Annotated in this window: 20 protein-coding genes and 2 pseudogenes; 7 read left to right on the top strand and 15 right to left on the bottom strand. The window is 36.8% G+C overall.

Annotated elements, in window-relative coordinates; genetic code table 11:
* The first annotated feature begins 227 nt into the window (after positions 1–227).
* Both AC2CGN_RS09795 and AC2CGN_RS09790 read left to right on the top strand, forming a co-directional pair.
* Positions 228–2,918 (top strand): ATP-binding protein, encoded by a 2,691-nt coding sequence (locus AC2CGN_RS09795; RefSeq protein ID WP_484513586.1) that lies wholly within the window; start codon positions 228–230, stop codon positions 2,916–2,918.
* 6 nt (positions 2,919–2,924) lie between these two features.
* Complete coding sequence (locus tag AC2CGN_RS09790) at positions 2,925–3,629, top strand: response regulator transcription factor (RefSeq protein WP_283868723.1); 705 nt, start codon at positions 2,925–2,927, stop codon at positions 3,627–3,629.
* A 111-nt stretch (positions 3,630–3,740) separates the two neighbouring features.
* On the opposite strand, the gene AC2CGN_RS09785 is transcribed toward AC2CGN_RS09790, so the two are convergent.
* Positions 3,741–5,429: a methyl-accepting chemotaxis protein gene (locus AC2CGN_RS09785; protein ID WP_484513584.1), complete on the bottom strand. Its 1,689-nt coding sequence runs from the start codon at positions 5,427–5,429 to the stop codon at positions 3,741–3,743.
* A gap of 311 nt (positions 5,430–5,740) precedes the next feature.
* On the opposite strand from AC2CGN_RS09785, the gene vrrA reads away from it, so the two are divergent.
* Together vrrA and AC2CGN_RS09775 are read left to right on the top strand one after the other, a co-directional pair.
* Positions 5,741–6,247 carry a VrrA/YqfQ family protein gene (vrrA, locus tag AC2CGN_RS09780; protein ID WP_484513582.1) on the top strand — a complete coding sequence of 169 codons (507 nt, stop codon included), beginning with the start codon at positions 5,741–5,743 and terminating at the stop codon, positions 6,245–6,247.
* Between the two features lie 73 nt (positions 6,248–6,320).
* Entirely contained in the window at positions 6,321–7,289 is a 969-nt protein-coding gene (locus tag AC2CGN_RS09775) for a 4-hydroxy-3-methylbut-2-enyl diphosphate reductase (RefSeq protein ID WP_286927318.1), read from the top strand.
* Between the two features lie 44 nt (positions 7,290–7,333).
* Here the strand turns inward: AC2CGN_RS09775 and AC2CGN_RS09770 are convergent, their stop codons facing one another.
* Positions 7,334–8,035, bottom strand: a complete 702-nt coding sequence (locus tag AC2CGN_RS09770; protein WP_484513580.1) for a response regulator — start codon at positions 8,033–8,035, stop codon at positions 7,334–7,336.
* 58 nt (positions 8,036–8,093) lie between these two features.
* Complete coding sequence (locus AC2CGN_RS09765) at positions 8,094–9,674, bottom strand: ATP-binding protein (protein WP_422655563.1); 1,581 nt, start codon at positions 9,672–9,674, stop codon at positions 8,094–8,096.
* A 114-nt stretch (positions 9,675–9,788) separates the two neighbouring features.
* Between AC2CGN_RS09765 and AC2CGN_RS09760 the strand changes: the two genes are divergently transcribed.
* The 3 genes from AC2CGN_RS09760 to AC2CGN_RS09750 all read left to right on the top strand — a co-directional run bounded on the left by AC2CGN_RS09760 (position 9,789) and on the right by AC2CGN_RS09750 (position 13,423).
* Complete coding sequence (locus tag AC2CGN_RS09760; RefSeq protein WP_429982445.1) at positions 9,789–10,838, top strand: TRAP transporter substrate-binding protein; 1,050 nt, start codon at positions 9,789–9,791, stop codon at positions 10,836–10,838.
* A gap of 264 nt (positions 10,839–11,102) precedes the next feature.
* Positions 11,103–12,365, top strand: a complete 1,263-nt coding sequence (locus tag AC2CGN_RS09755; RefSeq protein WP_484513578.1) for a dicarboxylate/amino acid:cation symporter — start codon at positions 11,103–11,105, stop codon at positions 12,363–12,365.
* A gap of 521 nt (positions 12,366–12,886) precedes the next feature.
* Positions 12,887–13,423, top strand: coding sequence for a tubby C-terminal domain-like protein (locus AC2CGN_RS09750; RefSeq protein WP_286927322.1), 537 nt, complete (start codon positions 12,887–12,889; stop codon positions 13,421–13,423).
* Positions 13,424–13,794: 371 nt separating this feature from the next.
* On the opposite strand, the pseudogene AC2CGN_RS09745 reads toward AC2CGN_RS09750, so the two are convergent.
* The 12 genes and pseudogenes from AC2CGN_RS09745 to AC2CGN_RS09690 form a co-directional block, all read right to left on the bottom strand.
* Positions 13,795–13,953: pseudogene (locus tag AC2CGN_RS09745) on the bottom strand (PhzF family phenazine biosynthesis protein); the annotation flags it as partial.
* A gap of 20 nt (positions 13,954–13,973) precedes the next feature.
* Positions 13,974–14,540 (bottom strand): signal peptidase I, encoded by a 567-nt coding sequence (gene lepB, locus AC2CGN_RS09740; protein ID WP_286927324.1) that lies wholly within the window; start codon positions 14,538–14,540, stop codon positions 13,974–13,976.
* A 235-nt stretch (positions 14,541–14,775) separates the two neighbouring features.
* Positions 14,776–15,254 (bottom strand): annotated as a pseudogene (locus tag AC2CGN_RS09735) (NADPH-dependent FMN reductase); the annotation flags it as partial.
* Positions 15,255–15,278: 24 nt separating this feature from the next.
* Complete coding sequence (locus AC2CGN_RS09730) at positions 15,279–15,527, bottom strand: DUF2164 domain-containing protein (protein WP_286927326.1); 249 nt, start codon at positions 15,525–15,527, stop codon at positions 15,279–15,281.
* Between the two features lie 177 nt (positions 15,528–15,704).
* Entirely contained in the window at positions 15,705–15,926 is a 222-nt protein-coding gene (locus AC2CGN_RS09725; RefSeq protein ID WP_286927328.1) for a hypothetical protein, read from the bottom strand.
* A 15-nt stretch (positions 15,927–15,941) separates the two neighbouring features.
* Positions 15,942–17,063 carry a Nif3-like dinuclear metal center hexameric protein gene (locus AC2CGN_RS09720; protein ID WP_429982452.1) on the bottom strand — a complete coding sequence of 374 codons (1,122 nt, stop codon included), beginning with the start codon at positions 17,061–17,063 and terminating at the stop codon, positions 15,942–15,944.
* Complete coding sequence (locus tag AC2CGN_RS09715) at positions 17,064–17,756, bottom strand: tRNA (adenine(22)-N(1))-methyltransferase (RefSeq protein ID WP_286927332.1); 693 nt, start codon at positions 17,754–17,756, stop codon at positions 17,064–17,066.
* Between the two features lie 165 nt (positions 17,757–17,921).
* Positions 17,922–18,272, bottom strand: coding sequence for a c-type cytochrome (locus AC2CGN_RS09710; RefSeq protein WP_429982453.1), 351 nt, complete (start codon positions 18,270–18,272; stop codon positions 17,922–17,924).
* A gap of 469 nt (positions 18,273–18,741) precedes the next feature.
* Positions 18,742–19,305 carry a hypothetical protein gene (locus AC2CGN_RS09705; protein WP_484513573.1) on the bottom strand — a complete coding sequence of 188 codons (564 nt, stop codon included), beginning with the start codon at positions 19,303–19,305 and terminating at the stop codon, positions 18,742–18,744.
* A gap of 318 nt (positions 19,306–19,623) precedes the next feature.
* Positions 19,624–20,751 (bottom strand): RNA polymerase sigma factor RpoD, encoded by a 1,128-nt coding sequence (gene rpoD, locus AC2CGN_RS09700; protein WP_283868738.1) that lies wholly within the window; start codon positions 20,749–20,751, stop codon positions 19,624–19,626.
* 32 nt (positions 20,752–20,783) lie between these two features.
* Positions 20,784–22,613 (bottom strand): DNA primase, encoded by a 1,830-nt coding sequence (gene dnaG / locus AC2CGN_RS09695; RefSeq protein ID WP_286927335.1) that lies wholly within the window; start codon positions 22,611–22,613, stop codon positions 20,784–20,786.
* A 209-nt stretch (positions 22,614–22,822) separates the two neighbouring features.
* Complete coding sequence (locus AC2CGN_RS09690) at positions 22,823–23,635, bottom strand: pyruvate, water dikinase regulatory protein (RefSeq protein WP_429987695.1); 813 nt, start codon at positions 23,633–23,635, stop codon at positions 22,823–22,825.
* Between the last annotated feature and the right edge of the window lie 14 nt (positions 23,636–23,649).

Genomic DNA, 23,649 nt, shown 5'->3' with positions numbered 1-23,649 from the left:
AGCAGCTAACCCATAAAGACCTACAAAGCCGATAATTAGTAAACCAATCATAAATAAGTCCAATCATCAAAACCCCCTTCGTTATTAGGATGCTCTCATCATACTTACTTTCAGATTAATGTAGTGTTAGGAAATCGTTTTTTCTATTAAGAAACTATAAAGGGCGTAAATCTTAATACTTTCTTAATGGAAGATAACGCTATAATACAAATATGAGGTGAAGGATGATGGAACAAGAACGACCTGCTCCAGAGACATTTTTAGCGAGGCTTCAACAGGAGGAACACGTTAGTGGAAAGCTCAAAATTTTTCTTGGCTATGCTGCTGGCGTAGGGAAAACCTATGCAATGCTAGATGCAGCACAACAGGCTCAAACGCTTGGTAAAGATGTGGTGGTTGGCTATGTAGAGCCTCATCCTCGTCCAGAAACATTAGCCTTACTCGAAGGGCTTGAGCAAATTCCTACAAAAAAAATAAGATATAAAGAGAAAGACTTTCAGGAATTAGATATTGATGCTGTATTAAGTCGTAAACCAGAAATTGTTCTTATTGATGAATTAGCGCATAGTAATGTACCAACAATGCGACACAAGAAGCGCTTTGGAGATATAGAGGAATTACTTGCAAAGGGAATTCATGTCTATACAACAGTAAATATTCAACATATTGAAAGTCTTCATGATTTGGTAGAAGAAATAACTGGTATCAAGGTTCGGGAACGTATACCAGATTACTTAATAGATCAGGCCGCACAAATAAAAATTGTAGATATTGAACCCGATGAGTTAATTCAACGTTTACAGGATGGCAAGATTTATAGCAAGCAACAAGCTGAGAAAGCCCTACAATCTTTCTTTTCTAAGCAAAATTTAATAGCTCTTCGAGAAATTGCACTACGTAGAGCTGCTGATACGATTACCTATAAACAAATTAACAGCAACGAATCGATGAAACATTCTGTACAGATTGAAGAGCATATTCTTGTCGGTATTAGTAGCTCTCCTACAAATGCTAAGGTTATTCGAAATGCCGCACGACTTTCGCAAGCTTTGCATGGCAAATTCACTGCCCTTTATGTACAAAAGGTACAGGAAAGCGATAGGACAACCGCAAACTCAGAGCGATTGCAGCAACATATAAAGCTAGTTGAACAGCTTGGTGGTCACGTGGTCATTGTTCAAGAGGATGATATTGCAGCAGCTCTTGCTAATTATGCTCAAATTAGCGGTGTGACAAAATTGGTCATCGGTAGAACAAGCATGAGAAAAAGATGGTGGCAACCAAGTACAAAAATTAGCGATCAACTGACTGAATTTGTACCAAATTTAGCTATTCATATAGTACCAGATCAGGAAAATGAACAATTCTATCTGCCTAAAATAAATATACAATGGTCATTTGACTGGTTTGACTTGTTAAAAATGATTTTCATATTTGGCTTTGTATCCATTATCAGCTTGTATTTATATTCACTTGGCATTAGTGAATCAAATGTTATTACGATTTATATTCTAGGTGTTTTAATGCTTGCTATCTGGTCTTCCGGTTGGATAATGAGCATTATTAGCTCCATCACTGCTGTACTACTCTTTAATTACTTATTTACTGAACCACGATTCTCATTTGATGCCTATCATCGAGATTATCCAATGACCTTTGTAATCATGTTCCTTTCAGGGCTCATCACAAGTAGTTTAACAAAAAAAATAAAAAAGCAGACGCTGATAGCTGTGCGTAAATCCTATAGAATGGAGGTGCTTCTTGATGTAAATCGGAGGCTCCAACATGCTAAAACGATTGATGATATTATTACGGAGGGTATGGTACAAATTGTTAAGCTAGTAGAAAAGCCCGTACAATTCTTTGAAATAGAAAATAACGCCATTGTTAAATCAATGTTTTTTCATACGGAGAGCATGTCAAATAGTGAAAATAAAAAAGCAGCCTCCCTTTTTGGAAATCCTAATGAGCATGCAGTGGTGAGTTGGGTTATTAATAATAAGCATGTAGCAGGTATTTCCACTGATATATTTCCAGAAGTAAGTGCCTATTATTTACCCGTTATGTCAAATGGGTATGTAAAGGGTGTTATTGGAATTGCATTGTCAAAGCAATTACCATTACCTGCATTTGAGCGTAATATTTTGCATGCTATTATCAATGATTTTTCGTTTGCGCTTGATAAATGGTATTTACAGAAGCTCAATGAAGAAGTAGTCAGAGAGGCTGAAATGGAACAAATGCGTGCTAACCTTTTGCGTGCTATCTCACATGATTTAAGAACACCGCTAACAGCTATCTCTGGAAATGCAGATATTTTATTGACGAATGCAAGTAATATTCCAGATAATGAAAAAAACAAATTATATGAAGATATGTATAAAAATTCAAAATGGCTTGTACAAATGGTTGAAAACTTACTCGCTGTTTCAAGATTAGAAAATGGACAATTAGCTTTGGAGATGCATTTGGAACTTGTAGAAGAAATAATACAAGAGGCACTTTGTCATGTCGTTCGTCTAAATAATACTCATAAAATATCCTACCAAATTGAACCAGAATTCTTATTTGCTTTTATGGATGCACGATTAATCATTCAGGTTCTGATTAATATCATTGATAATGCATTGACCTACACACCTCCCGGTAGTGTGATTACGTTACAAGTAAAAGAATCTTCTGGTTTAGTAGATTTCATTATTTCTGATGATGGGCCAGGTATTGATGATGCTATAAAAGACACGCTTTTTGAGCCATTTACAACCGGAAAAAAACAGCGCAGCGATAGTCGAAGAGGTCTAGGATTAGGCTTAGCACTTTGTCAAACCATTTTAAAATTACATGGCAGCGTAATTCATGTATCAAATAATCAACCTCAGGGTACAGTCTTTCATTTTTCACTAAAAAAGGAGTCATGATGTTCCATGAATAAACGAATTCTTGTAGTCGAAGATGACCTAGCCATTGGCAATTTACTCAAGATGACATTAGCTACACAGCACTATGAATTCGACATCGCATACAACGGGAACGGTGCATTACAAAAGGCTCTTACTATGAAGCCAGATGTAATCATTCTGGATTTAGGACTACCGGATATGGATGGTGTAGAGCTTATTACAAAGATTAGAAGCTGGACCCAAACCCCTATTATTGTTGTCAGTGCGCGTGGAGAAGAACAAGATAAAATAAATGCATTGGATGCTGGTGCAGATGATTATGTCACTAAGCCTTTTAGTGTAGAGGAGTTACTAGCACGCATACGAGTAGCACTGCGAAGAATGATGTATGAGCATCAGCTCGAAAATGAACCCTCTATCTTTGAGAACGGCCATTTACAAATAAACTATTTAGCAAATACAGTGTTTGTCAATGGGAAAGAGGTGCATTTAACACCTATAGAATATAAGCTGTTGGTCATTTTATCTAAGCATGTTGGCAAAGTATTAACACATAATTTTATTTTAAAGGAGATTTGGCATAATGTTCTCCAATCGGATGTCCCTAGCCTTAGGGTTTTCATGGCAACACTTCGAAAAAAAATAGAGAACGATCCAACTAACCCAACATTAATACAGACCCATGTTCGTGTCGGGTACAGAATGCTACGTTGTTATGATGAAGAATAATGTGTACTGAAGATATTTTTAAAAAAATATAATAAAGAGGTTCCAAAATTTTTGGAACCTTCTCGCTTGTATAAAAAATAATTACAGACTATCGTAGTCTACAGTCCTCATTTAAATTTTAAATTTATTGATTTCTTCCCTCACTGTCAGAGCTTCTTCGCTTAATGATTTTGCAACGGCATTTATTTCTTCAATCGTTGCTGCTTGCTCTTCAATTGTTGAGGCAATTATTTCTGATTGCTGTGCAGCTTGAACGGCAGAGTTAGACATTTCATTGACCGATGCAGCCATTTCTTCAGTGCTTGCAGATATTTGCTGAGTGGAGGCTGAAACATCTTCAATTTGCCCTGTCATCTCACGAATGGCATGTAGAATTTCATCAAAGGACTTTTGCGCATTTTGAATAAATGTGACACCCTCATCCACATTTAATACCGTTACACCTACAGCTTTATCTACTTCCTTCATTTCCTGCTGAATATTTGCAATCAAATCAACAATTTGATTGGCAGATGCTTTCGATTCCTCCGCTAACTTTCGTACCTCATCCGCTACAATTGCAAAGCCTTTACCATGTTCACCAGCACGGGCTGCCTCAATAGCAGCATTTAATGCTAGAAGATTCGTTTGTTCAGTAATATCTGTTATTACTTTTGTAATATGAACGATTTCTGCTGATTGTCTATTTAACTGCTTAATACGCTCATTTGTCTTATTAGAAGATTCCTGAATGATTGCTATTTGATTTTCGGCGATATGTAATGTTTTTTCACCATCATTCGCAATAGTTTGGGTTTCTATAGCCTTTGAATGAAGCACTTGCGTAGCCTCCGCTATACGTTGCACCCCTTGGGCTGTTTCATCCATTGCAATTGAACTCTCACGACCAGTGGCTGCTGCTTGATGATCATTTGTTGCCATTCCCTCTACTAAATTTGCAACATCATTGGAGGAATGAGAAATAACATCTGTACTTGCAGCTAATTGTTCGGCTGCGGAAGTAGTATGCTCAACATTGGCAGTCATACTATGTATCAAAGAATGTAAATTAGTTTTCATTAAATTAAAGGAATCTGCTAAAATCCTAATTTCATCATTTGTTCTGACCTCTATATCCTTTTGACATAAATCACCTTTAGCAATTATTTCTGCAGCAGATGTTAATTTATGAACAGGAACAACAATGGAACGTACAAGAATAATGCCGACTACGATACAAATCAGGACAATAATGCCGAATATCCATAAAAACCACTGCTTATTATCATCTATAAGCTTTTCAATATCGGCTAAAGATTTTTGCATTTGTGTAATGCTTTCTTGTTGGAACATCTCTACTTTTTCATTGATTTCAATAGATGTCGTATCAAATTCTAGCATTATCTTATTGCCCTGTTCAGGTCCCCCTTGAATATAGCTTTTAGCCATTTCTTGACCAGTGCTATAATAATGATCAAATGCTATTTTAATCGCATCTAGTTTTTCCTGTTTTTGAGGATGCAAGCTTTTCAGCTGATCTAAATTTTGATTAAAAATTTTACTATATTTTTCTGCTTGCTCAAATCCATCATCTAAATTATCTAGTGCTCTTGTAGCACTAATATCTGTCAAGTATTGCTGAACCTGAACCACTGCTAGCTTCATCTCATCTGCTAGTAGTGCTGATTGCAATGTCTTTTCCTTCATTAAGTATATTTGCTCTAATTGGGATTTGGCATTTTGTTGCTGAAAAAACCCCATCATTAGCACTAATAATACAATAATACCAAAGGACACCATACTCCTCACTTTAATTGACACAAAATACCCCCTATACAAGATTCCTCTATAATATTCTAACAAAAAATACCTTATCGTAATATTTACATAATAAATTCAAAACACAGGTATTAATAATCCATTATACCCCTGCATGCAGCAGAAAAAGTGTAAAAACTGTGACGTTTTAAGAAATTTCCCTATTTATTGGTACGTACTAGGTAAAACGAACAAAGCCAATTCCTGATCATGTGTTTTCTTTGTCTTTATCGAACGCTAGCATAACCATCTGCATATCATATCTATAATCAGGTATGTCATCAATGATAAACAAGTATTGAAAGGAGATCATTATGGTATTTCGACCACCCTATCAGTTTCCAATGTATCCCGGCGGCATGAGAATGCCCATGCAAATGCAAATGCCAATGCCACCACAACAGATGTCACCGCAGTCCTTTTTTCCTCCTGGAGGCTTCCCAATTCAACCACGAATTCCGGGTGGCCTTCCAATGTCTAGTGGAATAGGGACTTTTGGAGGGCAAATGCCGATGCCGCCAGTTCAGGGAGCCTCTAAAATCGGCTCATTTTTAGAACAAGCAAATAGCTTGTTTAACTCGGCCAAAACCTATACACCCTATATACAGCAAGCGATGCCTATGGTAAAAAATATTCCTTCCCTATTAAAATTGTATAAAGGGTTTCAAGGACTTCCGTCTGCAAAGGATGGGACCTCTAAAGCGACAGCAAGTGAAGGAACAGGTTCTGCAAAAAGTGCAAGGTCTTCTCGGCAAAATGCATCGTTTACTGCGCCAGATCCAATTCCATCCAAACCACGTATTTTCCAGCCACCTATGTAGATGAACGTTTCTTTGTATTCATCGTCCCCGTCCGTTATAATGTAGGTAGGTAAGCTTGAAAGGAGTCACAACCATGCAAGTATTAAAAATTAATCCACGTGGCTATTGCTACGGTGTTGTTGATGCGATGGTTATCGCGCGTAACGCCGCACTCGATAAAACATTACCAAGACCTATCTACATTTTAGGGATGATTGTGCATAATAAACATGTCACAGATGCCTTTGCAGAGGATGGCATCATCACATTAGATGGTGATAATCGTTTAGAAATCATAAAACAGGTTGAAACTGGCACTGTTATTTTCACAGCGCATGGCGTTTCACCTGAAATTCGTGAAATTGCGAAGCAAAAAGGTTTAGTATCCATTGATGCTACATGTCCTGACGTAACCGTTACCCACGATTTAATTCGTGAAAAATCAGCAGAAGGCTATGATATTATTTATATTGGTAAAAAAGGACATCCCGAACCTGAAGGAGCAATCGGCGTTGCACCAGAGCATGTACATTTAGTGCAATCTTCCAACGATATTGATGCATTACATTTATCAAATGATAAATTACTGGTAACCAATCAAACTACTATGAGTCAATGGGATGTTGCTCATTTAATGGATAGTTTAAAAGAAAAATTCCCACATATTGAAGTGCATAAAGAAATTTGTTTAGCAACACAGGTGCGTCAAGAAGCAGTCGCTAAACAAGCAGGGGAAGCCGATTTACTTATTGTTGTTGGTGACCCAAAATCCAATAACTCAAATCGTTTAACGCAGGTGTCTGTTGAAATCGCAGGGACACCATCCTATCGAATTGCAGATGTTTCTGAGCTAAAAGTTGAATGGTTATCAGGCATTAATACCGTTGCTGTCACAGCAGGTGCTTCAACGCCTACACCGATTGTCAAAGAGGTCATTTCATTCCTTGAGCAGTTCGATGAACATGATGAAACTACACACATCATTAAACGTACAGTTACATTAGATAAAATTTTACCAAAAATCAAGACACCAAAGCCTGTAGAAAAAATTATGCCCTACTAAAATACTTAAAACCTGATTGCTTAAACACAATCAGGTTTTTTCAATTACTTACTAAAATAATAATTGATCGGTCGACCAATGCCTCCATAATGCACATCCATTGTAATCTCTTCTTGCTTCTCTAAATAATCTAAATATCTCCGAGCTGTAACCCGTGCAATGCCCACACCACTTGCAACTTCTTCAGCCGAGGCTCCCTCTACAGTATGCAAATAGTGCACAACTTTTTCGAGTGTTGCTCGATTAAAACCCTTTGGTAAGTTTTTTTCAGTATGTATCATAGATGGTTGCTCAGCCTCTTTTTGTCCACCCTGATAATGGAATAATTGATCAAGTTCTCCCTGTGTTAGCTCACGCTCTTTTTGCATTTGTTTTTTAAAACGCAAATAATTTTCAAGTGTTCCTTGCACGCGTTCAAACGAAAAGGGCTTCATTATATAATCGAAAACTCCTAGATGCAAGATCTGTTTCACCGTTTTCATATCATTTGCAGCAGTTACAGTAATAACATCCACTGGCAATTTAAGTTCACGTATTTTTCGCAAACTTGTAATCCCATCCTGCTCTGGCATAAAAATATCCATGAATACTAAATCAGGTACAAGCTTACGTATTTGAGCTATTCCCTCGACACCGTTTGAGGCTTGACCTATCACCTCAAACCCCGCTACCTTTTCAATAAATTGACGATTCACCTCCCGCACCATCGGATCATCCTCTATTAAAAGCACTCTTATCTGTGTCACTGTCAACCCTCCATATACTGAAATTATATTTTCATTCACTACTTTTTCACAGGCGACTTTAAGAATAATAAAATGTTATCAAAAAGCTGGTTCCTTTATGAGGCTCACTAGTAACCTCAATATCCCCCTGCCCCTTGTGTACAATTTCTTGAATTAAATACAGGCCAATTCCTCGCCCCTTTTTCTCTTTTGTCGAAAAGCCATTATCAAAAATATGTGCCCTTACCTCTTCTGTCATGCCAATACCATTATCTGTGACTAAAATTGCCAATACATCTTCATCCTCATCAACAGATACATGCACAATTTTTTCATCAAGTTGTGTATCTTTTAATGCATCAAAGGCATTTTCGATTAAATTGCCAAATAAAATGACAAAATCATGATGATCTAAATTTTTTGGAAATACTGTCAGATGACTTTCTCGATCTATCTCCAACCGAATTCCCTGCTCTTTTGCATAAGAAATTTTACTAAGTAGTAAGCCTGAGATATTTTCATTTTTAATTCGTTCATTTAAGAAATTTGTAATTTCATCATGTTCTTCCTTCACTTGTGTTAAATAAGAAAGTGCCTGTTCATGATGTCCTAGCTGTAAAAGTCCTGCAATGGTGTGTAATTTATTTTTATGCTCATGGGTTTGTACACGCAATGCTTGTACAAATGCCTTTACACCGGTTAATTCCTCCGCAAGCTTTTTCACTTCTGTACGATCCTTAAACATGGCCACAGCTCCAACAGTTTTTTCATTGACTTGTATTGGGATACGATTACTCATAATACTGTGTCCATTAATATAAAGCTCACGATTGAAAAGTGGCTGATCAAGCTCCAGAATTTCTGGTAAGCGTGTGTCAGGTAATACCTCATAAATTTTCTTTCCAATTAATGTTGATGGTTGTTCATAAACCCCTAATATATCACATGCTTTTTCATTAAATATGGTAATCGTTAAATCGTTATCTATCGCAATAATTCCTTCATGCATGGCATTAAAGGTTTCTGTTCGCTCCACATACATTTTAGCTATTTCATGCGGCTCTAACCCAAACATTTGCTTTTTCATATGAAGCCCTAAATTATGGGCACCCCATGCACTAAATAGAAGGGACAAGAAAATTGTAATAATTAACTCCTTTTGGATAGATTGTAGTAATTCTGCAATCGTTAAAACACTATATCCTACAATTACAACACCTACTTGCTTACCCTCACTACTCATAATAGGTACAAATGCTCGTACCATATCACCATGCTCTCCATGTGCAATTGATGTATAATAATGTTCAGAAAAGGCGGCATTTAAATCTCCAGATTGCGAAATTTGACCAATTTCTGCTGAAATCGGATGTGAATATTTGCGTCTTTGCATATCTAGTACAACTATATATTGTGCACCATTTATATCACGGATTTCCTCTACAATAGGATTAATATGTGTTGTTGCTTCATTAAAATCACGGCTAGTAATATACGTTTTTAATTCAGGAAGCTGTGATACGGTTTTTGCCACAAGCAATGCCTGATTTCCAAGCTTATCCTTCTGCTCATTCATCACGAATCCTAGCAAAAATGTACCACCAATACTAAAGGAAAGCATGAGAATAAAAAAAGTCAGAGACATGATTTTTCTTCTCATTGACAGCTTTTGAAATTTCAAGATGTAAACGCCTCCCTCTACCTATATTTTAGCTTACTTCATATGTTAGAATAACAAAAACATCAGAAAATACGAATTAATTGGGTGTAATAGATGAAAAAATTTATTATTGGAACAATAACAACCGTTTTACTATTAACAATCGCGATTGGTGTACAACAAGGTCTACTATTCGCTACCCCTCTTCCCTACGACGATGAACAAAAAGGCTTGGATACACAAATTACTATCCATTTAAGTCATGTAGTAGCAGAAAATACGCCGAAGGGACAAGCTGCAAGTAAATTTGCAGAACTTGTGGAGGAAAAAACAAATGGTGAGGTTAAGGTACACGTCTACCCAAACTCCTCCTTGTTTAATGATGAAAATGAATTTCAAGCCTTACAAAATGGAGAAGTAGAAATGATTATCCCCACTTTCTCTAAAATGACAACCTATGTACCTAACTGGCAGGTTCTAGATTTACCCTATCTTTTTAGTACGGATGAAGAAGTCCATGAAGTTCTTACTGGCTCAATTGGTGAGCAGCTTCTAAATGAGCTTGAACCCTTTCAAATAAAGGGGCTTGGCTTTTGGCATAATGGCTTTAAGCATTTAACCTCTGTTGATTATCCTATTCATACATTCGAGGATTTAAAAGGCTTACGTGTCCGAACAATGCCAAGTAAAACACTTGAGAAACAATTTGAGGCAGTTGGAGCAACACCTATTCCAATTTCCTTTAGCGAGGTTTTTACGGATCTAGAATCACATGCCATTGATGCACAGGAAAATACAGCGTCTAATATTTATTCTAAAGGCTTTTATAAGGTACAAAAACATATGACTTTAACAAAGCATGGGATTTTAGGATATGCTGTTCTCATGAATGAAAACTTTTGGAAGTCACTGCCTGTAAAGTTTCAAAAGCAGATTATGGAGGCTATGAAGGAAACAACAGACTGGCAATTTGAACAAGCTGTTATGATGAATGAAAAGGATTTAAGAAAGCTAGAGCAGCAAGAAGGCTTTGAAATTTTCACGATGAGTAGTGAGGAACGTCAACGATTTAAAGAAAAGCTTGCACCTGTCTATGATTTTTATAAAACCAATATACAAAATGACGATGTCTTATCGAGAATCGAGAAAATCGTTTCTCCTTAAATACTTTTGTTCATTTATGATAAATCCTCACAAATCGTGAGGATTTTTTCTTTTGTATTATAATAGATTCCCCAATTTCAAATCTACTATAAAACAGCTATTAATCCTTGCAAACACTGGTTTCATACCCTCTTCAACTAAGAATGAACAAAATGAACAATAGAAACATTACGGACATAAAAGCTATTGTCGGAAAATTTCAGCTATGATAACCACATGAAAGCGTTCACACAATATTCACTAATGTTGTAGGGGGAGAACTTAATGCGTATAAATTTTAAAAACTTAACCGTACAAGTATTGATAGCTATTGTACTTGGTATTATTGTCGGTGCAACGTTCCCAGAGTTTGGAGCGAAGTTGAAAATACTAGCCGATATTTTTATTAAATTAATTAAAATGCTAATAGCTCCTATTATTTTCTTAACAGTTGTTATTGGAATTGGTAGTATGGGTGATGTAAAAAAGGTTGGGAAAATCGGCGGGAAAGCCTTAATTTATTTTGAAATCGTCTCTACTTTTGCACTTGCGATTGGCTTACTCGTTGTCAATATTGTACAACCTGGTAAGGGCTTTAATACTGCTGCTGCAAACGCCGCAGATGTGGCTCAATATACACAACAGGCAGCTGCCGCGGAGCATGGCTTCGGTGCATTTATTATGCAAATTATTCCTGATAATGTTGTTGGTGCCCTTGCAAACGGTGAATTACTACCAGTGCTGTTCTCAGCAGTTTTATTTGGGCTAGCTGCTGCTGCGATTGGTGAGCCAGCAAAACCTGTTATTAAATTTTTTGAACAAGTCGCAGATATTTTCTTTAAAATTGTCAATATGGTCATGAAAATTTCCCCTATTGGTGCATTTGGTGCCATGAGCTATACTATCGGAAATTTCGGTATTAAATCACTTGGAAACTTAGGTTTTTTAATGCTGTCTGTTTATATCACGATGTTTATTTTTATCGTTGTCATTATTGGTCTAATTACACATTATTTTGGCTTTAATATTTTTAAATTTATCAAATATCTTAAAGATGAAATTTTTATTGTTATTGGAACATCCTCATCAGAGTCAGCCTTACCTTCAATGATGCGTAAGCTAGAAAACTATGGCTGCTCCAAACAAGTAGTTGGTCTTGTTGTACCAACAGGGTATTCCTTTAATTTAGATGGTACGTCTATTTACTTATCCATGGCAGCAATATTTATCGCTCAAGCTTATGGCGTGGAATTAGATATTTGGCATCAAATTACACTATTAGCCATTTTAATGCTGACATCTAAAGGTGCAGCTGGTGTAACGGGCTCTGGCTTCATTACGCTCGCAGCAACTCTAGCAGCATTCCCTATGATCCCAGTAGAAGGGATTGCATTGTTAATCGGGGTTGATCGATTTATGTCAGAGGCTCGTGCCGTAACAAACTTAATTGGTAATGGTGTTGCAACAGTTGTTGTTTCAAAAATGGAAAAAGAATTCGATCCAGAGCAAGAAAAACGCGCTCTTGCAGGTGAAGTAACTATTCAATAAGATCAATGATGCCTCGGCATAATTGCGTCTGGAATCGGCTTTGTACTTAGGCCTGCGTGAGGGCCGACACGATGTCGGTCATTTCGGTAAAGCCACAGGACGTGGCGTTTTTTACCAATGCAGGCCAGTTAGCCATTATCGCATGGATGCGATGATTTTAGGCTAACATCCTTTATTAACTCCTTTCCAATTCCATGACATCCGCCGGAGGCTTTGGGCCAACAAGATGTTGGTCACTCAGTCATTGCCACAGGACGTGGCGTTATTTGACTGAGTTCCTCTATTTCAGTAGTTGTTGGATACCCACTAAAAAGGAACCAAAGCTACATTCATCTCACCATCTGTAGAGGTGGGAGTCTTCTGCTGAATGAAGATAAAAAGCTGACCATCGATGTAATTTTCACTTCAATGGTCAGCTATTTTTTTCATTGTTCTTACCTGTTATGTCAAAATAATTTTTATAAAATAATGAAACCTTGGATTAGGCTTCCCCGTATAATCTAGTAGATTGGAGGCTTTTTATGGCTACATTTACACTTACCTTTCCGAAAGCATTTGAAAGCTTTACATATATCCCTATTATTAATGAACAAAATGAAACAGTATGTGTATTGCAAAAGGTTGACCGTTCATCCGTTGGAAAAGTTATCAATGCTGTTATGCTAGTAGCTGCACAGCAATCTTTACCACATCATTATGAAACACGCACTACCTTAGGAGCACCTCTTTTTCAAGTGCAATCAACTCTCTTAACGAAGGGGGTTAGCCATCAACTGGTGATGCCAGATGGAACAACCCTACCAATTCAACGTAAGACCGTGCAGTTACTTGAATCCTCCTACTCATTTACAATGGACGGACTCGTTTTCCGCTTTGAAAAGGATTTTACATCAACTGCCTACCTATATTGCAATGATGAAAAAATAGCAAGCGCCAGTAATATAGAAACGGAACTCGTGCGTACTGGGATAGCTTTTAAACTTTTTGACTCAGATGATACGCTATTTGTCGCTTTACTAGCAACTCTTTATCAAACATTGTTCTTATTAAATAATTAAAGTAGATAAGGGAGCATACAGTCCCTCGAAAATAGGAGTACACTTGAAAAGTCGTTTTACTTTAACTTTTGGAGAAATTTCATATGGATTAAAAGGCAGTTAAATCTTCTTGTTCAAATCTTAGAGGAACGTGGCATTATGACAGATCGCGAGTTAAAAGAACGTCTTACAAATAACGTTAAGCTTTCTTCTATGGATGCCGATTTAAAAGAAAAAGTCATTGAAGAAATCAAACATTAGTGGGTAATAAGTCAAAGGGAGTAGCTCTAAGTACTAAGAATACTTAAGCTACTCTCTAATTTAATCAATTTTAACCAATATTTTACGTTATTCTATTTTGAATATAGAATGATTAAAACGAATTAAATTCATTTTAGGGCAAATGCGGTTTCATTAAAGCCTACTTGCTTCGCAATCGCCTGCATCTCATCATCGCTATATGAATCTCCCTCTACCACAACACCTGCTGGATTTCCCTTATTAGGGATTGTACTAAATGCATCATAATGATAGACCGTCACTATTTTTATCATTTCCTCTTTTCTACTAGCTAGTGTGTACTACCAATTCGATCAAATGGCCATAATACAAAACCTGCTGTCCCCAAAATTTCATTTTGTGAAACAAATCCGACAGTTTGATCTCGACTATCAATACTTCTTCGACGATTATCACCAAGAACGAAAAAATGCCCTTCTGGCACAATCATTTCACCTAATTGCTCCTCTAAAGTGAAATCATATGTAAAATCGCCTTTATCCAGCAATGCTTCTTTATACTTTGTTAAATAAGGTTCTTCATAGGCCTTGCCATTTATGTACAGAACATCATCTTTATAGGCAATATGATCTCCCGGTAACCCGATAATTCTCTTAATATAATTTTCTTCTTCATTCGCTTTAAAGACAATCACATCAAAGCGTTGATAACTTGAAATTTTCGGTCCTACTTTATTTATGATAACTTTATCACCATTTTCAAAGGTTGGCATCATGGAGGCTCCTTCTACAACTACAGGAGAAAAAATGAAATAACGGATCCCCATTGTAAAAATAATGGCAAATCCAATTGCTTTAATCCATGCCCAAAGTTCATTTTGATTTTGTTTTTGCGCCACATCTAACACTCCATTTTCATCTGATTATCTTACACTAATGAATACGAATCCACTACGGGGAAAGTTCCATGAATTTCTAAAAAAACTAAAATTCAGCGTTATTTGCGCTAAATTCTAGTTTCTCAATCCTTCTATACAGCCATATTTTTCAAATAACTGTTTATAAAAAATCATTTCTAAAGTTCATTGTATTTAAAAGCATTAAGTATGCGTCCAGTACAATCTACTTATGTGCTTAACGAATTGTTTTTAATGCCGTTGCCCAAGGAATTAACTGATCTAGCATTTGATTTACAGAGTCTACCTGTACCTCTTTTGGTTTATATGTTGTGCCATTTTCAAAATCTGTAAATAATGAAAGTGCAGGATGAACCTGAACATCTGCTACTAATAATTCACCTAGAATGCCTCGTAAATGCTCTGTGGCCCAGCAGCTTTGTTATTCCATTCCTTACGTAAAAAATCTAACGCATTTTTTAATGCCCCCGTAATGGAGTGATTATATTCTGCAACAACAAATACAAAGCCATCCTGCAACTCTTTGAGACCATGCAGCTACTCAGATGCATCTCCTCCTGGCTCACCTAGAAATGGTAGCTTAAAATCTGCAATATCCATATTTTCATATTCTACGTCACTGCGTTTTTCAGCCACATTCTTAACCCATTCTCCTACCTATGGATTTAAACGCCCCCCACGCGTACTACCTAAAAGACGAACTCAACAAAAGATCTCCATTTATTTTATCTTGATGGGTCTTTCTAATACTGCAAGCTCATCCTCCATCGATGCATATTGTCTTTCTATCACATATTTTGCATCAGAAATAGCGGCATTATAAATATGCGGAGCGATGTATTCCTTTATAAAATCCAAAACTCTTTCCGCCTCAAATTCTGAAATATCCTCATCTCGATTGTTATAGAAGAATCGTTGTATATCTGTTATAACTAATTCTTGCTGCTCTTTAGTCAATCGAATAAACATACCAAACACTCCTCTATTGTTTTCTCACATATCATATCACTAAGGACTTTATCTGTAATATACACAAAAAGACTGAATTAAATAGTTTCTAATTCAGCCTTTTTAAATTTTGAAAAAAGATTATATATATAGCATTAGCTAGTCATTCGTCTTGCTTAATACATCTTAACGATATTACTATTCACATTTAAAAGAATAGCTTGTTGATAGAAAATTCTTTTCCTTGGAGACAATAGCTTCTCCACCCTCTTTTTCACACTGCTCTGTCATGGCATCCATTTTTTTGGCATTTATCGTATTTGTCATAAATGTCATCCCAACACCAAATACAGCAATCAGTAAACCAATCATTATCCACAGCTTTCCAGCCTTATTGCCTGCAGGTCTTTCACTTGCCACATTTATTCCCCTCTCTTATACGAATAGAAATGGTTCTGTATGAATAGTAGATTGTACAAATTCGACCGTATATTTTTTATCTTCACACATTTTCGCCATCTTTTTCGCCACGCCCGCAATCATCACTTTTTCAACATGATGACCAGGATCTACAATCTGCAAGCCCAATGCCTGTGCATCTTGTGCTGTATGGAAATACATATCTCCCGTTAAAAAAACATCTGCGCCCGCACGCTTAGCAGCATAAATATATTTATTGCCATCCCCGCCAACAAGCGCTACTTTTTTTACTTTCGATTGTAAATCACCGACAACACGAACAGCGGGTACATCTAGCTGCTGCTTCACAAATTGTGCAAAATCGTGAAGGGATAGTTCCTGTCGCAAGTTGCCTACTCGTCCTAATCCCATGACATTTGTCTGCTGGTCTAAGCGAATAATATCATAGGCTGGTTCCTCATATGGATGTACATGTAACATAGCTTTCAATACACGGTTTTTAATAGATTCCGGCAATACTACTTCTACCTTTACTTCTTCTTCCACATGGGTTTCTCCAATTGAGCCTACATACGGATTGGCATGTGTTAGTGCACGAAAACGCCCTTCTCCCATAGTTGTGTAGCTACACGCTTCATAATCACCTATACGACCTGCTCCCGCCTTCGCTAATGCTTCACGCAAATCTTCGGCATTGGCTGTTGGAATAAAAACTGCTAGCTTTAACAAATCTTCCGCATACGTTTCCTCTAAAATGGAACGGTTTTCAAGCTGCAGCGCATCTGCTAATAAATCGTTGACACCGCCCTCAGCTACATCTAGATTGGTATGGGCTGCGTATACGGCAACATCGTTTTTTAGGAGCTTCTCATATAAACGTCCAGCTGGGTGATCTGTACGAATATTCGCCAAACGTCTAAATATAGGAGGATGATGGGCTATTATAAGCTCGCAGCCTTGTGCAATGGCTTCGTCTGCTACATCTTCATTCACATCTAGGGTAATTAATACTTTATTTACAGGTTTGTTTAAGGTGCCGATCGCAAGCCCAATAGGATCATTGTCCATACAAGCAAGTTTTTTAGGTGACCATGATTCAAATAATTGAATAACCTCTTGTCCATTTACCATTTTCATCTACAGAACTCCCTCCACTAAATGAATTAAAGTTTCTAGCTCTGCACGCTTTTCGTCGATTTCAGGCGTTTGATCTGCCCCTTCAATAGACTGTAATACACGCTGCCAATTTTCCTTTTCACGTGTCCATTTTTTTATAAAAGTTGCTGATTTTCGCTGCATTAATTTTGGACCAACTAAAATTTCCAGCTCCGTTAGCTCCATTTGACTTCTTTGCAAAACAAGTATTTCATAAATTTTATCATCTTCCTCTAAAATCTCTTCATCAAGAATTGCCCAATTATGTGCTAAAGCCCATTCCCGAATGACCTTTGCATGAATATTTGGTTGTAAAATAAGACGAGTAATTCCCTGCAGCTTTTCTGGATGTTTTTCCAAAATAGATACAATGAGAGGACCACCCATTCCTGCAATTGTGACAGTGTCAACATGATCTTCTTTTTCTACTGCCGCTAAGCCATTAGCAAGTCGTACTTTAACTTTTTCTGATAATCCTTCTTTTTGTACCTGTCCAACTGCTGATTCAAAGGGTCCTTTTACAACTTCTCCTGCTACGACATAAGAGGCTATTCCCTTATGAATTAAGTAGCATGGTAAATAGGCATGGTCACTGCCAATATCAGCAACAACCGCACCTGTTGGAACAAATTTCGCTACTGTTTCTAATCGTTTTGATAACTTTTGTGCATTCATGTTTTCCCGCCTACCTTAAATAGAGTCCTTTAATAGTATGTATGAAATCATGCAAAAAAACAAATGGAGTTGTCTCTATTATGAGCAACTCCATTGTTTATTAAAAGAAAATAAATATAGCTGTACCAATTACGTTAAACGCTTTCAGTACAGCTACTTTTCAAATTATTTTAGAGTTGAAATGTACTCAGCGATTGCTTTTGCTTCCGCTTCGTTTTTCATTCCAGGTGTCATTGGTGTACCTTCAATACCGTTCGTTAATACGTCTACGATACGTGCCTCATCTAAGCCATGTAGGTTTGGACCCACAGCACCAGTTAAGTCAGCTGCGTGACAGCCAATACAAGATTGTACTAATGCAGAACCATCATCAGTAGCCTCTGTAGCTTCGCCACCGCCTTCTTTTTCAGCAGCAATTTCTTTTTTGTTCTCTGCGCCTGTTAAAGACATGAAGAAAATAAGACCAATACCAAATGCCAAAATTAAGATGTAAGGAACGACTGGATTGTTTTTCATATGTTTCCCCTCCTCATTGTAAATCTACTTCTATTATAATATAGAATCAGTCAACATCTAATATTGTACTGCATTAACTAAGAAACGAAAAGCCCTATTCGCTAAGTTTTCCTTTGTTTGTAACAAATTCGACATTTCTGTATCTATTGGATAAAATATGTCTTGCTATCGCCAATTTTTGGTCTATTTAAAACCATTTAACAATGTTAATTTTGCTCTCCATTCTCGTAGTTAGCTTTCCACTATGTGCTCTTACCTATACTAAAAAAATATATTTTTCTTCAACGAACATTTCTTTATTTGTCCTAAAATTCATCAAAATGAATAAGCCATACTATTATCTTAATATATTTTAAATTCTCCTATTTTAAAAAAGTCATACTACTTTTTTAGAAATATCAACTACATCACTTATAAATCTACATAAAAAAAGAATCTATCGCTAAAAGCGTATAGATTCTTAAATAGTTTATAATAAATTTATGATATAATAACCAATCAATGCTAATAGTCCTAAAACTCCAGAGATTGTATAATACAGTAGCTTCATTTTAATGCCAGACCAAAGCCAAACTCCACAATTTGCTGCAATTAAGCAAAATAAAGCTATATTATTCCCATTGAAATATGTAGTGTAAATTCGAATAGACATACTAAATAATAAAATAGCTGCTAACAAGTGAAAAATGGGTGTTAATAAATTATTTTTTTGTGCCATTCGAAATGCCGTAATGAATAAGATAAGTGCAGCTATTCCTACAATAACCGATAAAACGAACGTTAAAGAGGAGATTGTAAAATAGATCGATAGAAGAGCAATTATGGCAATACATATACCCACTATTAAAAGATACATTTTTCTTTTTTCTGAGGGTAACACTGCTTGCTTATGATGTACAGGATCTAACTCCTCTACATCCGCTCCCTCTGCATAAAGAGCTGCTAAAAAGTCACAGTAATGCTCTGGTAATAGCTTATTCTGCTTCCAAAACAAAATCTCATTTAAGATTATTTTTTTCCGTGGATTTGTCATAGTATTTACTCCAAACATTGCTTAATAATGGTTGTTATTACAATTTTATCTCACAATTCTTGAAAACACATCTGTAGAAAGTAACAAAAATAGTTGATTTAACTCATGCTAATTATGTATTTTTAAACGCGCTCGATTTATCAATTTATTATTACTTTCATACAAGATTAAACCCCCCAGCGTAAAAGCTCCCCTTCCAAATCCATAACCTTCAGATAATTTGAAAAAACTCAAAAGTATTATGTACCTGCCGCTTCGCAAAATATAAAGAAGCTAGCCAAATAGTTATCACTAATCAGCTAGCTCCTTTTTTCAAGTTTATTCTAAGAAATCTTTTAAACGTTTACTGCGAGAAGGGTGGCGTAATTTTCTAAGCGCCTTTGCTTCAATTTGGCGAATACGTTCACGTGTTACACCAAATACTTTCCCTACTTCCTCTAATGTACGTGTGCGGCCATCATCTAAACCGAAACGTAAACGAAGTACATTTTCTTCACGATCAGTTAATGTATCCAACACATCCTCTAATTGCTCTTTTAATAATTCATATGCTGCATGGTCAGATGGAGATTGAGCTTCAGAATCCTCAATAAAGTCGCCTAAATGTGAATCATCTTCTTCTCCAATTGGTGTCTCAAGAGATACTGGTTCTTGTGCAATTTTTAAAATTTCACGTACTTTTTCAGGTGTTAAATCCATTTCTTCTCCAATTTCTTCTGGAGAGGGTTCACGACCTAAATCCTGTAATAATTGGCGTTGTACACGAATTAATTTATTAATTGTTTCTACCATATGCACTGGTATACGAATTGTACGTGCTTGGTCAGCAATTGCACGAGTGATTGCTTGACGAATCCACCATGTAGCATATGTGGAGAATTTAAAGCCTTTACGGTAGTCGAATTTCTCAACTGCCTTAATAAGACCCATATTCCCCTCCTGAATTAAGTCCAGAAATAGCATACCTCGGCCTACATAACGCTTTGCAATCGAAACAACAAGACGTAAGTTTGCTTCCGCCAGTCGTTTACGAGCTTCCTCGTCTCCTTGCTCAATACGTTCCGCTAATGCAATTTCTTGCTCTGCGGACAGTAAATCAACACGGCCAATTTCTTTTAAATACATTCGAACAGGGTCATTTATTTTTACACCTGGTGGTACGCTCAAATCATTTAAATCAAAAGTCTCTTCATTTGCTTCTTCTTTCATTAAGCTTTCTTCTTCAAATTCTTCTTTTCCAATAATTTGAATGTCTTTATGCTTTTCAAGATCTTCAGCAAAATGAAAAACCTCTTCATTTTCTAGTTCATACTGCGCTAACTTCTCTGAAATTTCTTTCATTGAAATTTCACCGTCTGTTTTTGCTTTTTCCTGTAGTAATTTTTTGGCTTCATCTAATGTGATTTCTACTTCTATCTCTTTTGAACGTTCTGACTTGTCCGCCATAAACCTTCCTCCTTCTAAACAACCGAATCGGGTTAAATCGCCGATAACGATTTTCTTAAATGAATAATCTGTTGGGCGATTTCAAGTGCACGTGCATACTCATGCATCTTCTCCGCTTCCTTTGACTCATGCATCTTTTGTTGAATTTCTTGCTCAATTCTATATTTTTGCAACTGGCGTATAGAGTCTGTAACCTCTGCGTCAGCTTGGTCTGGATCTCTCTCTACTAAAGCTGCTTCCATGACAATTTTGCGTAATTCAGCGTCATCTAGTATCTCAACAAACCGCTGATAATCGGGATGACCGTATTCCTCATAAAAGCCTACTAAGCGAACAAAAACAGCCATATAGGCATCTCGGACAAATGGCTCCTTTTGCTCACTGCGTAATAACCTGTCCACTACATCTATATTATGAAGCATATGAGCGAGTAATAAACGTTCGGCACGTTCGGCTGCGTCCATAGGCTTTTGCTGCTGCGTGACTGGCATTGAAGGTAGAACGGGCATTTCTACTTTTGCAGAACGTACCTGACTAGCCTCTAACTTTCGGAATTGCGCATATATCGCTTCTTCCGAGATATTTGTTTCAGTAGATAGCTGCCGTATATACAAATCTCGTTCAACTGGAGAGGATCTACCAATCAGTTGTTCAAGGACTTCTTGAATATATTGAAGCGTATCATTTTCAAATTGAAAGTTCTTATTTCGTCTAGCATGCATCATCATAAAAGCAATATACGCATGTGGGTTTTCCAAAATTTGTTCCTTAAATGCTTGTCCACCTAAACTACGAATGTATTCATCAGGATCTAGCTTATCTGGTAACACCGCAATATTTACTTTCATTCGTTCTGCCTGTAGTAACTGTGCCGCTCTTTTTGCTGCGTCAAAACCAGCATTATCACCGTCATAGCAAATCGTAATCTGCTCTACTAAGCGCTTTAGCTTTGTGATATGCTGATTCGTTAGCGAGGTACCCATTGTAGCTACGGCATTCGCTACACCAACAGAAGTTGCTGCTAAAACATCCATAAATCCTTCCATCAATACTACTTGACGATTTTTTCTGATTGAGGTTCGTGCTTTATCTAGGTTATATAGCACCTCGCTCTTTTGAAAAATTGGTGATTCTGGACTATTTAAATATTTTGCCTCCTCACCAGTCGATGAAAGTATTCGTCCTGAGAAGGCAATAATTTTACCGTTCTCATCTCGAATGGGAAACATAATACGTCCTCTAAATCGATCAAAATAGCGTTCCTCCCCTTCTCGCTTGATGACTAAACCACTTTCTGCGATTTCTTGTAAGTTATAACCTTTCCTTTCAAGCAATATCGTTAATGCATCAAAGCTTGGGAGAGACCATCCAATGCTATTAGATTCGATAAGTTCCCTTGTAAATCCTCTTTCTAGCAAATAATTTAAAGGTTCTTCACCATCTTCTGTGTTCAATAGTAAATGATGGAAAAAATCAGCTGCAAAAGCGTGTGCTTCTTTCATCCTTTCTTCCGCTTTAGATATCTTTTTTGTTACGTCAGGTAAGGTTGGTCCAACATCTAAATGTATGCCGGCACGTTCACCAAGTTTCACGACTGCGTCAGGGAACGAAATCCCTTCCATATCCATGATAAAGGTAATAGCATTACCACCTGCACCACAACCAAAGCAATGAAAAATTTGTTTGTCTGATGACACAGAAAAAGACGGTGTTTGTTCTCCATGAAAAGGACAGAGACCAAACCAATTGCGCCCACGTTTTGTAAGCTGCATGTATTCGCTTATGACATCAACAATATCCGATTGTGTACGAATCTGTTCAATCACTTCTTCTGGAATCTTCCCTGCCAAATTCATCACCATCTTTAATTTACGTTCTAAAACACAATTCGCTATCCGTTTTAAAAATCCTTTAATTCTCGACAAAAAAATAGGATTTTTCTCTTTTTAAATATTTTTACCACAATTTTATTATTATAAAACAAAAATTAGTTTTTATCTATACTATTTTCTAAAAGCGACTCAAAAAAACCGCCCCATACTACCGAGGTGGTTTTATCTAAGATCCATGCTTATTTACAGGTCGAGATATGTTCAATAATAACATTCGCTGTTTCTTCTACAGCCTTGTTCGTTACATCAATTACCTTACAGCCAATTTTCCCGACAATTTTTTCAAAATGCTGGATTTCTTCTAATATACGATTATGCTGTGCATAGATAGCATCATCATTCAAGCCAAGAGTCATTAATCTTTCTTTTCTAATCGAGTTTAATTTTTCAGGAGAAATAATTAAACCGAAACATCTTTTGGCATCAATTTGGAATAGTTCTTCAGGTGGTTCCACTTCTGGTACTAATGGAACATTCGCCACCTTATAGCGTTTATGTGCTAAATATTGTGATAAGGGTGTTTTAGAGGTACGTGAAACACCTACAAGTACAATATCCGCCTGTAATAATCCTCGTGGATCTCTGCCATCATCATATTTTACTGCAAATTCAATAGCCTCGATTTTTTTAAAATAATCATCATCCAACTGGTGAACTATCCCTGGTGCCTCTAACGGGAATTCTTCCATAAAGGTAGCCATTGTTTTTAATGCAGGTCCTAAAATATCAACAGCATGTATTTTTTCCTGCTCACACAGCTGCTGCATCAGTAAACGCATTTCCTGTCGAACTAGCGTGTAGACAATAAATGCCTGTTGCTTTGCTGCAAGACAAACAATTTTTTGGATAAGCTCCTCTGATTGAATATATGGAAAACGTCTAATAACTGTGTTCTCCAAACCAGGCCGAAACTGGCTAATAACTGCTTTCGCTACTTGATCACCAGTTTCACCGACTGAATCAGATACAACAAAAACGCGTAATCTTTTCATGCTGCACTCCTTCA

This window comes from Lysinibacillus sp. DFXJR4 (assembly GCF_057196045.1).
The sequence above is the reverse complement of the archived record's forward strand: the minus strand, read 5'-3'. Positions and strand labels throughout refer to the sequence as shown.

Bases quoted from the DNA above. Each gene is read 5' to 3' on its own strand.
- AC2CGN_RS09710 (WP_429982453.1), bottom strand. From the start codon at position 18,272: ATGAAAAACAATCCAGTCGTTCCTTACATCTTAATTTTGGCATTTGGT.
- AC2CGN_RS09720 (WP_429982452.1), bottom strand. From the start codon at position 17,063: ATGAAAATGGTAAATGGACAAGAGGTTATTCAATTATTTGAATCATGG.
- AC2CGN_RS09730 (WP_286927326.1), bottom strand. From the start codon at position 15,527: ATGTTTATTCGATTGACTAAAGAGCAGCAAGAATTAGTTATAACAGAT.
- AC2CGN_RS09790 (WP_283868723.1), top strand. From the start codon at position 2,925: ATGAATAAACGAATTCTTGTAGTCGAAGATGACCTAGCCATTGGCAAT.
- dnaG (WP_286927335.1), bottom strand. From the start codon at position 22,613: ATGGTGATGAATTTGGCAGGGAAGATTCCAGAAGAAGTGATTGAACAG.
- AC2CGN_RS09765 (WP_422655563.1), bottom strand. From the start codon at position 9,674: ATGAGAAGAAAAATCATGTCTCTGACTTTTTTTATTCTCATGCTTTCC.
- AC2CGN_RS09715 (WP_286927332.1), bottom strand. From the start codon at position 17,756: ATGAATGCACAAAAGTTATCAAAACGATTAGAAACAGTAGCGAAATTT.
- rpoD (WP_283868738.1), bottom strand. From the start codon at position 20,751: ATGGCGGACAAGTCAGAACGTTCAAAAGAGATAGAAGTAGAAATCACA.
- AC2CGN_RS09755 (WP_484513578.1), top strand. From the start codon at position 11,103: ATGCGTATAAATTTTAAAAACTTAACCGTACAAGTATTGATAGCTATT.
- vrrA (WP_484513582.1), top strand. From the start codon at position 5,741: ATGGTATTTCGACCACCCTATCAGTTTCCAATGTATCCCGGCGGCATG.
- AC2CGN_RS09775 (WP_286927318.1), top strand. From the start codon at position 6,321: ATGCAAGTATTAAAAATTAATCCACGTGGCTATTGCTACGGTGTTGTT.
- AC2CGN_RS09690 (WP_429987695.1), bottom strand. From the start codon at position 23,635: ATGAAAAGATTACGCGTTTTTGTTGTATCTGATTCAGTCGGTGAAACT.
- AC2CGN_RS09760 (WP_429982445.1), top strand. From the start codon at position 9,789: ATGAAAAAATTTATTATTGGAACAATAACAACCGTTTTACTATTAACA.
- AC2CGN_RS09705 (WP_484513573.1), bottom strand. From the start codon at position 19,305: ATGACAAATCCACGGAAAAAAATAATCTTAAATGAGATTTTGTTTTGG.
- AC2CGN_RS09795 (WP_484513586.1), top strand. From the start codon at position 228: ATGGAACAAGAACGACCTGCTCCAGAGACATTTTTAGCGAGGCTTCAA.
- AC2CGN_RS09750 (WP_286927322.1), top strand. From the start codon at position 12,887: ATGGCTACATTTACACTTACCTTTCCGAAAGCATTTGAAAGCTTTACA.